Here is an 11155-nt window from a genome sequence, read left to right on the forward strand (position 1 = left end):
CTGAGCGTTTATTCAAAGCGGTGTTTGCTAATCCTAAGATTTCATGATTAATTAACAAATAAGTTTTCACTAACTCGTTATTAATTATGCTTAATAAAGTTGCCAGTCCATTTACCAAGCTCGTCGAGCGCTACTTACCCGACCCATTTATATTTGTTATTTTGCTCACCATTATTACTTTAGTCATTGCGAATTTAGCGACTCCTGCAACCACACTTGAGGTAATAACATCATGGGGTAGCGGGTTTTGGAACTTACTGAGCTTTGCCATGCAAATGCTGTTGGTATTAGTAACAGGCTACATGCTTGCCAGTACCTCGTTAATAAGTATTTTACTAACAAAATTAGCAACGTTTGCTAATACGGCCCCAAAAGCCATTATTTTAGTGACTTTTATTTCGCTTTTAGCAAGCTGGCTTAATTGGGGGTTTGGTTTAGTGATTGGGGCTTTATTTGCTAAAGCGATTGCCAAACAGACTCGAGTGGATTACCGGCTATTAGTAGCGAGTGCTTACTCAGGCTTTGTAGTATGGCACGGCGGATTAGCAGGCTCCGTACCACTAACCATTGCCAGCGACGGGCATTTTTCACAGGCAACTATGGGTATTATTGGCACCGAGCAAACCTTATTCGCAGGCTTTAACATTGCGATTCTGATTGGCTTATTTATCATTATGCCGCTGGTTAACCGCTATATGCTACCGAATGAAAAAGACAGTGTTTATATTGACCCATTACTGCTTAAGAACACTTTAGCCGATAAAGTAACAATAACACGCCCTGCGCAACATTTAGAGCAAAGTAAGCTGTTAGGTATGGGTATTGGTTTACTCGGACTTGCCTACTTAGGCTATTACTTTTTTATCGCAGGTGGCGGCTTAAACCTCAATAGCGTAATTGCCCTGTTTTTGTTTATGGCAATCACTCTGCATCAAACACCCCATAATGTACTTAATAGCTTGCAACAAGCGATTCCGAGTGGCGCAGGAATTGTAATTCAGTTCCCTTTTTATGCTGGCATTATGGCGGTGATGGTCGATACAGGGTTAGCACAACAAATATCAAAAGGTTTTATCGCCATTGCAGATGCCGATAGCTTGCCATTTTACAGCTTTATAAGTGCAGGACTCGTTAATATGTTTGTCCCCTCAGGTGGCGGCCAATGGGCAGTACAAGCGCCTATTGTTATCCCTGCAGCACAAGAGCTTGGTGCCGATATATCGCGGGTTGCTATGGCTGTGGCGTGGGGAGATGCGTGGACTAATTTAATTCAACCCTTTTGGGCATTACCGGTATTAGCCATTGCAGGGTTAAAAGCTAAAGACATTATGGGCTTTTGCGTGGTACAGCTGATTATTACTGGGGTGTTTATTTCGTTGGTATTAATCTTTTACTAATATAATCGGGCTGTAACTCATATTACAGCCCGCACTTATTTAGCTCGATAAAATCTTCATGGGCAAGCTTAATATCGCGTTTTCAGAGTCAGCAAAGTGCATCATCACTGCTACATGGCCAGCAACCACCAGCGCATACATGACCGCTGAAAAGCCTTGGCCGTATTTATCTAGTGGTATTAAATGGGAATAATGTCGGCCCCGCCATTCAAATACAATTTCCAGTGCGCCAACAAACAAAAAGAACACCAGCAACATCAAGCCAAACGTATAGCTAAGCCATAAACCAAATAGCACACCTAGTAAGCACACACTTAAACCAACCCATGAGCGCATTGAAAAGCTAATACTTTTTAGTACATGCCCACCATCTAGCGGTAAAATAGGCAGTAAGTTAAATAAATTAAGCAGCGCACTAAGTACCGCAACACCTGCAAATATTTCCATTTCTGTGGCGTAATAAAGCACCACGCCTAGCACTGAGGTAAACAAGCCAAAGGCAGGCCCCATAAGTGATATAACCACATCTTGCCAGCGCGTAGTTATTTTATCGTCGCTCACAGCAAGACCACCAACAAAGGGAATTAAATAAATACCTTTGGTTTTAATGCCAAAATACTTCATTGCACGTACATGGCCATACTCGTGTACCACCAAGCAAGCAATCAGCATTAACGCAAACTCAATGGTAAACAGCCATGCATAACCCGCTACCGATGCACTGGCAAGCGCCACCTTAACAACCTTAGCGCTTTTAAATAATTTAAAGCCAAGCGCCGCGAGCCCTAAAAACCCTTTTTTAGGTTCGCCTTGTGCTGCTGCAGGTAAAGCTAACTGAGTTGCAAACTGATTATTTACATATAGCACCAAGCTTTGCTGGCTTACTTCGCTGCTATCAATACCAATTAACTGCTCATCAAGCATAAACTCGACATAATTTTCACGTGGGTTTTCAAATGCTATCGCTTGCTGATCATGAAATATTTTTACAACTTGCTGATCGGCTATCATCAGCGTAAACGGTTGCTCTGCCAAAGAAAGATCGACTTTTATCATTGTTATACCCATTATAAATTATGGCGCTAGTATACCTTTCCACCAAAAAAACACGAGTGAGCTAGCATCATTTTATTAGCGATAATTTAAGGTAAAAATGCCTGAAATACTGACAAAAACTATTCAAGCGACTCTTTTTAGTATTACAGGAAGTAAGCTACAACTACCAAGGACACCAATGCGAACTCAATTGCCAAACATACTCGTTGTTGATGACTCAAAAGCCATTTTAATTGTTATGAAAGCGATTTTTAATGAGCTCGAAATGCCAGAAGTCACCACTTGCTTAAGCGCAGTTACAGCACTTGAAAAAGTAAAAGCTGATATAAACTATTTTGATGCCATATTTACCGATCTTAATATGCCAGAAATGGATGGCATGGAGCTGATCCGTAACTTAGGTGAAATTGGCTATTGCGGTGCAATTGTTATTATTTCTGAAATGGACCCTAAAATAATCAGCCTAGCCGCTGACCTCGCTAAACAGCACAATGTGCATTTAATTGGCAACCTGTCTAAGCCTGTGCAACTCAATCAGGTAAATACGTTACTTACCAAAATAGCGCAGTTAAACAGCCACACACTTGTAAAAGAGCGCCCAATCACTAAAGAAAAACTAATTAAAGCATTAAAAAATAATGAAATAACACCTTACTATCAACCTAAAATAAATATAAACACCAATCAAATACAAAGTGTTGAAGTGCTGGCTCGCATTGTTTCAAGTAAAGACGAGCGAGTTATTTTACCAAGCCGTTTTATCAGCCTGGCTGAGCAATGCGATTTAATCAATGACATTACGTTTACCCTATTTGAAAAAGCCTGTGGGGACATCAAGCAACTAAAAGAGCAGCTGGGTACAAATTTGAAATTGTCATTTAACTTATCGCCGTGTCAGTTAGATGATTTAAACAGCCCCAATAAGTTATTACAGCTTCTACAAAAACATGATGTTTTACCCAGTGATGTGGTGCTTGAAATAACCGAGCAGCATGCCCTTTCAAGCTACACTCAACTCGAAACCTTAAATAGATTAAGAATATTCGGCTTTGGTATTTCACTCGATGACTTTGGCATTGGTTTTACTAATATTAACCAACTGAAACAGCTGCCATTTACAGAAGTAAAAATAGATCGCTCTTTTATTAGCCACATAGAAACCGATAAGTTTTCTCAAGTGGTAGTCAGTTCACTAATTAATATGACAACCCAAGAGCAGCTTGAGCTAGTGGCCGAAGGCGTTGAACGCCCCGAAGAGCTGGCCTACCTTAAGCATTATCAAACAAATTTAGCTATACAGGGCTTTTTATTTAGTTGCCCAAAGGCAAAAACTGAATTTATCTCGTGGGCACAACACTGGATAAAAACAGCTGCTAAAACAAAAAACAGCTAACGAGATTCATTATCGTCGGCGCTGACTATATGCTCACTATCAGCTAAACGCTGGTGCCAACGCTGCTTTGCTACGGCGCGCATATTGGTTGATTGATCTCGCTCATCCACTATTTCTAAGCCCATTAACGCTTCTATCATATCCTCGAGCGTTACAATTCCTTGCACATCACCGTATTCGTCAATCACTAAGCAAATGTGGGTACGTTGGGTGAGCAATGTTTGTAATAACGACGATACGTTTTGGGTGCTCGGTACCGTATAGATAGGTTTAACTAACTTACTAATTTTGTAATCTGTGCCTAACCGATGATATGCCAACATAATATCGTTTTTATGTACAAAGCCTATGATATCGTCAGCGTCTTTGTCATAAATTAGCACTCGAGAGAATGACGACGAACCGTGTTCACTCAAGTATTGATTAACGGTAAGGTCTTTATGAATTTTAAAAATGACCGTACGCGGTGTCATTAAATCGGTTAGTTTTGCATGCCTAAAGTGCAGCAAATTACGAATGATTTCTGATTCATCAGCATGAAGCGCCCCAGACTCACTGCCAATGTCGGCCATTGCTTCTATTTCTTGGCGAATATAATAGGCCTCATTATGCTTTTGGCCCATCAAATTAGTTAGCTTTTGTGCTGCCCAAACAAAAGGCTTAAGGACTAGTACCAAAATACGTAAACCATAAGTCACACTAGGCGTTAAAGCACGCCAATAATTAGCCCCCAGCGTTTTAGGAATAATTTCAGATAACACCAGTACCAATAAAGTCATAATCGCAGACGCAATCCCCACAGCCGCATCTGAAAACACCACGGCAGCCTGTGCGCCCACGCCCGCAGCACCGGCAGTATGTGCAACAGTATTAAGTGTTAAAATAGCCGCTAATGGCTGATCGATATTACTTTTTAGCTTCTCTAGTTGCTTAGCCAGTACTGGCCGCTCTTTACGAAGCAGCGCAACATAACTAGGTGAAATGCTCAATAGCACCGCTTCCATGACAGAACACAAAAACGAAATCACAATCGCTGTAACCATGTAAACGATTAATAGTGTCACTTTTTTTCCTCTAAATTGGATATATGAGCATCATAACAATACATGCTATATTTGGCCAAATCTCCAATAATAATAGGCATAGCAATGAATTTAAGCGCACCTTGGCATCGTTACGCAAAACGTTTTACTCACTTGGCAGCCCTACTCACATTAAGTAGTTTGAGTATAACGACCTTAGCCGCCCCACTCGATCAATCAAAAATCCAGTTTATCGGGCCTCTTGCAGAAGACATGCAAGCAAAGCCATTTCAAACAACGTATAGCGACGTGATTATTAGTAATCTGCTTGCACAACTTGAATCAAACAAAGAAAGCTTTGTTGTGTTTGGTAAAAAGCACAAGTGGCAACCACTTGATAAAATTAACGCGCTTACTTTAGGCGGTTTACAAGCACTTAAATTTAATATTGAAACTAACCGATTTACTCAAGGCTCCTTAAACATTAAAGGAATAGAGCAAGGCCAGGTTTTTATAAACGGTGAGAAACAAAGTGGTGAAAACCAACGCTATCAGCTTGCTTTAAATAACGGCTCACACACCGTTATTGTCATTGCTCAACAGGTTGCTAATTGGAATGATGTCACCTTAGAGTTTGTACCAAAAGCAGACACTGATGTTGTCACCCTAACCACCAATAAAACCAAGCGCTTATCGGCTAAGCAATTGTTTGACGCCCCAACTATTAGCGGCTTGTCTTTGTCACCTGATGCTAAGCATTACTTAAGTACAACAAAGCGTTACAGCGATAAAACAGGCAACGACGCCATTACCACAACCGAGCTTAAAAATACTAATAACCAAACGGTATACCGATTTGAAGAAGCGCAGCCTAGCCAATTCACTTGGAGTCCTGATAATCAATTTTTAGTCTATTTACTCAACGGCGAGTTAAAGCAGTTAAACCGTAAAACTTTCGCTATAAAAACCTTAGCCTCAGGCCTTGAGGGGGCAAGCAACTTTAGCTATTACAACGATAATAGTATTCTTTTTAGCTGGTCCAAATCACCTGAAGAAACCAATCGCCTCACTAAACATCATAAAGGCTTGCAAGACCGTTGGTCTTACGCCCGTACGGTTAGCCAATTATATTTACTCGATACCCAAAGTGGTTTAACCAAAGCCCTGACCGAAGGCGTATTAAGCCATCAACTTGAAGATGCTAATAGCAACCGTGGAAAACTATTAATGAGTCGTCCAGTAATGGCCATGCAAGCCTCAACCCATCCAGAGACTGAGCTGGTTGAACTTACATTAAAATCCAACAGCATAAAATCGTTAGGTAAGTTTAAAACCTTTAATCAAGCGAAATATACCGAAAACAATATTTATGTTGTTGCAGGCCCTGATTTTAAAAATGGCGCAGGCAGAGTACTACCGCAAACCATGCTGGCGAATAATTATGATGGCCAGCTGTATTTACTAACCGATAGCGCTAAAAAAGTAACAGCGTTAAGTAAACAATTTGACCCTGCGATTGGCACATTGGAAGTACTAAGCAATGGCGATGCATTAATCAAAGTGACAGAAAAAGACACCCAACCACTGTATTTATATGATCTTAGTAAACAACGCTTTAAAAAGTTAGATACAGGGTTTGATATTGTAGAACAGTTTAGTTTTTCAAATACTCGCAATACCCAGCTACTGCTCTCTGGCAGTAATGCTTCAAGCGCCCAACAACTCAAGCGCTTTGACGTAAGCAAAAATAAGGTGGAGTTAATCTGGGATTCAAACCCGATTGCATATGCCAATACCACGATTCCTAAGCTTGAAGAATTTAACTTTACCAATAAGCGTGGCGTAGAAATATCTGGTCGTGTTTACTTGCCAAGTAATATTGATAAAACTAAAAAGCACCCTGCTCTGGTCTATTACTATGGTGGCACCTCACCTGTGACTCGTGGATTTACAGGGCGTTACCCTTTTAATTTATGGGCAGCGAACGGCTATGTGGTTTATGTTGTACAGCCAACTGGTGCAACGGGCTTTGGACAAGCGTTTTCAGCGCAACATGTCAATGCATGGGGCGATTATACCGCCGATGACATTATGCAAGGCACAGAGGCATTTTTAGCTAAATATGATTTTGTAGACAGAAATAAAGTCGGTAATTTAGGAGCATCTTACGGTGGATTTATGACGATGCTGCTTGCTACTAAAACCGATATGTTCAGCGCGTCTATTGCTCATGCGGGAATTTCAAACTTAACTTCTTACTGGGGTGAAGGATGGTGGGGGTATTTATACTCAGGCGAAGCCTCTAAAAATAGTTTCCCGTGGAATAACTCTGAACTTTATAGCCAACATAGTCCAGTGTTTCATGCCGATAAAGTGACCACGCCATTACTGCTTATTCATGGTGACAGCGATACGAATGTGCCAGTAGGTGAAAGCTTAACTATGTACACCGCGCTAAAACTGCTAAATAAAGATGTTGAAATGATTGAGTACAAAGGAGCCGATCATCAAATATTTGCACGCGATAAGCGTTTTAATTGGTGGAACACCATGTTGGCTTACTTTGATAAAGAGTTAAAAAATGAACCACAATGGTGGGATTTAATGTACGGCCAATAATCATTTAAATGCGCACTTAAAATAATTTATAAAAAGTGCGCTATATAAAAGTAATTTGATTATTCTTTTTTGTAATATAAAGTTACCGAAAAAATTAAACTCTGTGTTATGCATGTAACGAATAATGCTAACATGCAAGGCTACTATTAAAAAAATAACAGACTATGGCAATAAATGTTTTATTGGTTGAAGATGACGAGCTGCTAGTAAAGCGCATCCAAAATCATTTTATAAATACCGAGTTCTCTATTGACGTTGACGCAACGGGTGCCGATGCTTTAAGCATGGTTAAAAGCCGTGTAAATCAGCGCAGTGCTATTTCCTTGGCAATTATTGATATTGTGCTGCCAAAGCGCAATGGTTTACAACTTGCCAAAGAGTTAAATACGCTCACCGATATTGGTGTTATTTTGTTATCGAGTCGTGACTCACAAGCTGATCGTATTGCTGGTCTTGCTCAAGGTGCCGATGACTATATTTGCAAGCCTGTCGATTTACTCGAGCTTGAGTTGAGAATGCGCGCTTTATACAAACGTATTGCAAACAATCAACACGACGATGACAGTGAAGAGTTTATCGAATACGCAGATTTTAAACTCCATCCAGATAACCGCACACTCATTACAGCCAGTGGGATTGAATCACGGCTCACCGAGGCAGAGCATAAAGTGCTTATTTGTTTAATCGGCAATGCCGGTAAAGCCACTTCACGTGAAAAAATATCAGAAGAAATTGGCCAGCCTGATTGGAGCCCCAACGATCGTACTGTAGACGTGTTAGTGGGTCGTTTACGTAAAAAGCTTAACGATGAGAAAGATCAAAAACGCATCGTCACCGTGCGTGGTAAAGGCTATATGCTATCTATTTAGTATTGGGTTAACTGCGATAATAAACGCTCAAATGCTCGATAATTAAGTGCTTCTTTAAGCTCATTTAAACTAATTTGTGGCGCGCCTTTTAAATCACTAATGGTACGCGCTACTTTTATCACTCTATGATAAGAGCGCGGCGATAACGCCAGCTTTTCACTTGCTCTAGCTAAAAACTGTAGCTCCGCAGCGGGTAACTCGCAGTATAAGCTCATTTCTTTGTTATTTAGCCGCGCATTCACTTTACCTTGGCGTTTTAATTGTATTGCATAAGCCGCTTCTACTCGCGCTCTCACTTCAGCACTGGTTTCTTCTGCAGTCGTACTTTGTAGCTCCACGCTGCTTAGTCTAGGGAGCTCAATTTGCAAATCAATTCTATCGATAAACGGTCCCGATACCCGCGATAAATAACGCATCACTTGATCAGGGGTCGCCCGTTTATCATGATGGCACCCAGTCGGGCTGGGATTAAGTGCTGCAATAAGCTGAAACTGTGCCGGAAATTCCATTTGTCTTGCCGCGCGCGAAATCGTCACGGTTCCGGTTTCCATTGGTTCTCGTAACGAGTCCAGTACTTTGCGCTCAAATTCAGGCAGCTCATCTAAAAATAATACACCATTGTGCGCTAACGATATTTCACCGGGTTTAGGGTTAGACGAACCGCCTACCAGCGCAACGGCAGAGCAAGTGTGATGAGGATTTCGAAATGGTCGCTGACGCCAATTGGTTAAATCGATTGAGTGGCCAATAATGGAATACAAAGCAGCAGTATCAATGGCTTCATCATCTGACATGGTTGGCATTATTGTAGACATTCGTTGCGCAAGCATTGATTTACCGGTTCCTGGTGGTCCTAAAAATAGTAGGTTATGTCCACCTGCGGCAGCAATTTCTAGTACTCGTTTAGCACCGGGTTGGCCTTTTACATCACTTAAATCGAGTAAAAAGTCTGGCGCTTGGGTACAGTCAGGGTAGGTAATATTCAATGGTAAAGGTTGTTGGTTGAGTAAGTCTCCCCACACCTCTTGTATAGAGCTTACCGCTTTTCGTTTTACACCGCTGACAAGGCTGGCCAAACTATCGTTTTCAAGAGGAAGAAAACAGCAACGGTTTTGCTCTTTAGCTCCAAGCACTGAGGGTAAAATAGCATTCACTGCACGTATTTCACCATTAAGTGCAAGCTCACCATAAAACTCATACTTATGAATATCAGGGCAGACTATTTGCCCCGATGCGACCAAAATGCCTACCGCAATCGCAAGGTCAAACCGCCCGCCGTCTTTTGGTAAATCGGCAGGAGCTAAATTAACGGTGATACGTTGATCGGGAAATCCAAATTGAGAGTTTTCAAGGGCGCTGCGTACTCTATCCTTGGCCTCTTTAACCGATGCTTCGGGTAAGCCGACAATATGAAATGCAGGTAAACCATTCCCTAAATGCACTTCAACCATAACCTCGGGGGCATTAATTCCTACTTGTGCGCGAGAAAATATACGGGCTAATGACATTCCTTATCCTAGTTAACTGCTATATTAAACCAGTTTAGTCAGGATATTTAAAAACATGTAATATAATCTTCCATTTAATGGCCGAAAAGCGCAGCAATAAGGTCATTAACATACTCAAGATCATCGCCACTTCCACCGTTAAAGATAGGTTTATAGCTAACGTATACACGATACCACCAGCAATACAGGTAATAGCATAGAGCTCACCTTTGAGCAGCATAGGAATATCGCGGGCAAGCACATCGCGAATCAATCCACCAAAACAGGGGGTGATCACCGCCATAATAATAACCGTCATATCAGGCATACCGGCCAATTGCGCTTTTTGTGCTCCCATTACCGCAAAAAAGGCTAAACCAAATGCATCGGCTGTTTGTAAAACATAATAAGGAATCGATTTTTGTTTATTGATCAGTCGTGTTGTAACAAGCACTGCGGCTAAAATAGCATAGAAGTAGCTTTGATCGTGTAACCAAAATACGGGTTGATCGAGTATCACATCGCGAACAGTACCGCCACCAATAGCCGTAACGGTTGCAAGCACAACCACACCAAAGCCATCCATTTTCTTTTCATAGGCAACCAAGGTGCCCGATATAGCAAATACCGCTACGCCAATTAAATCAAACCAATGATAGAGTTCAGTCATAATTTTTTTTACAAAAAGTTTTAAAGAGTTTAACGCATAGCATACTAAATATTCAGCAATAACACTTTCAAAAAGTAGAATTAGAAAAGAACAGTAGGTATACGTGTTAAAAATAGCATGAGGGAATATGAATTTTAGACATAAAAAAACACGCTTTAGGCGTGTCGATTTAATAAAACATGTTATTTCAGTGGTTGCGGGAGCCGGATTTGAACCAACGACCTTTGCTGGCTAATGAAGAGCTGAGACCGACGAGCTACCCATTTCACTGAATTTTAAGCATAAAAAAACACGCTTTAGGCGTGTCGATTTAATAAAACATGTTATTTCAGTGGTTGCGGGAGCCGGATTTGAACCGACGACCTTTGCTGGCTAATGAAGAGCTGAGACCGACGAGCTACCCATTTCACTGAATTTTAAGCATAAAAAAACACGCTTTAGGCGTGTCGATTTAATAAAACATGTTATTTCAGTGGTTGCGGGAGCCGGATTTGAACCGACAACCTTTGCTGGCTAATGGAGAGCTGAGACCGACGAGCTATCCATTTCACTGAATTTTAGGCATAAAAAAACACGCTTTAGGCGTGTCGATTTAATAAAACATGTTATTTCAGTGGTTGCGGGAGCCGGATTTGAACCGAC

8 protein-coding genes are annotated in these 11155 nt (G+C 41.1%); 4 read left to right on the forward strand and 4 right to left on the reverse strand.

From position 1 onward, the window contains the following. Positions 1 to 86: 86 nt before the first annotated feature. Positions 87 to 1397, forward strand: a complete 1311-nt coding sequence (locus MTN97_RS09810; RefSeq protein ID WP_248474286.1) for a short-chain fatty acid transporter — start codon at positions 87 to 89, stop codon at positions 1395 to 1397. 39 nt (positions 1398 to 1436) lie between these two features. Here the strand turns inward: MTN97_RS09810 and MTN97_RS09815 are convergent, their stop codons facing one another. Further along, positions 1437 to 2453, reverse strand: coding sequence for a metalloprotease (locus MTN97_RS09815; RefSeq protein ID WP_248474287.1), 1017 nt, complete (start codon positions 2451 to 2453; stop codon positions 1437 to 1439). Positions 2454 to 2631: 178 nt separating this feature from the next. On the opposite strand from MTN97_RS09815, the gene MTN97_RS09820 reads away from it, so the two are divergent. After that, positions 2632 to 3846, forward strand: a complete 1215-nt coding sequence (locus MTN97_RS09820) for an EAL domain-containing protein (RefSeq protein WP_248474288.1) — start codon at positions 2632 to 2634, stop codon at positions 3844 to 3846. Here the strand turns inward: MTN97_RS09820 and MTN97_RS09825 are convergent. Beyond that, positions 3843 to 4910: a hemolysin family protein gene (locus MTN97_RS09825; protein WP_028835911.1), complete on the reverse strand. Its 1068-nt coding sequence runs from the start codon at positions 4908 to 4910 to the stop codon at positions 3843 to 3845. The genes MTN97_RS09820 and MTN97_RS09825 overlap by 4 nt on opposite strands. An 84-nt stretch (positions 4911 to 4994) precedes the next feature. On the opposite strand from MTN97_RS09825, the gene MTN97_RS09830 reads away from it, so the two are divergent. Further along, complete coding sequence (locus MTN97_RS09830) at positions 4995 to 7487, forward strand: alpha/beta hydrolase family protein (protein WP_248474289.1); 2493 nt, start codon at positions 4995 to 4997, stop codon at positions 7485 to 7487. A gap of 164 nt (positions 7488 to 7651) precedes the next feature. Then, positions 7652 to 8356, forward strand: coding sequence for a response regulator transcription factor (locus tag MTN97_RS09835; protein WP_013463763.1), 705 nt, complete (start codon positions 7652 to 7654; stop codon positions 8354 to 8356). Here MTN97_RS09835 and MTN97_RS09840 read toward each other — a convergent pair. Together MTN97_RS09840 and MTN97_RS09845 are read right to left on the reverse strand one after the other, a co-directional pair. After that, positions 8353 to 9864: a YifB family Mg chelatase-like AAA ATPase gene (locus MTN97_RS09840; protein WP_036980878.1), complete on the reverse strand. Its 1512-nt coding sequence runs from the start codon at positions 9862 to 9864 to the stop codon at positions 8353 to 8355. The two genes, MTN97_RS09835 and MTN97_RS09840, sit on opposite strands and share 4 nt — an antisense overlap. A gap of 34 nt (positions 9865 to 9898) precedes the next feature. Continuing rightward, positions 9899 to 10513 carry a trimeric intracellular cation channel family protein gene (locus MTN97_RS09845; RefSeq protein ID WP_024601286.1) on the reverse strand — a complete coding sequence of 205 codons (615 nt, stop codon included), beginning with the start codon at positions 10511 to 10513 and terminating at the stop codon, positions 9899 to 9901. Positions 10514 to 11155 lie beyond the last annotated feature (642 nt).

This window comes from Pseudoalteromonas sp. 2CM36K, assembly GCF_023161865.1.
Classification (GTDB): Bacteria; Pseudomonadota; Gammaproteobacteria; order Enterobacterales; family Alteromonadaceae; genus Pseudoalteromonas; species Pseudoalteromonas tetraodonis.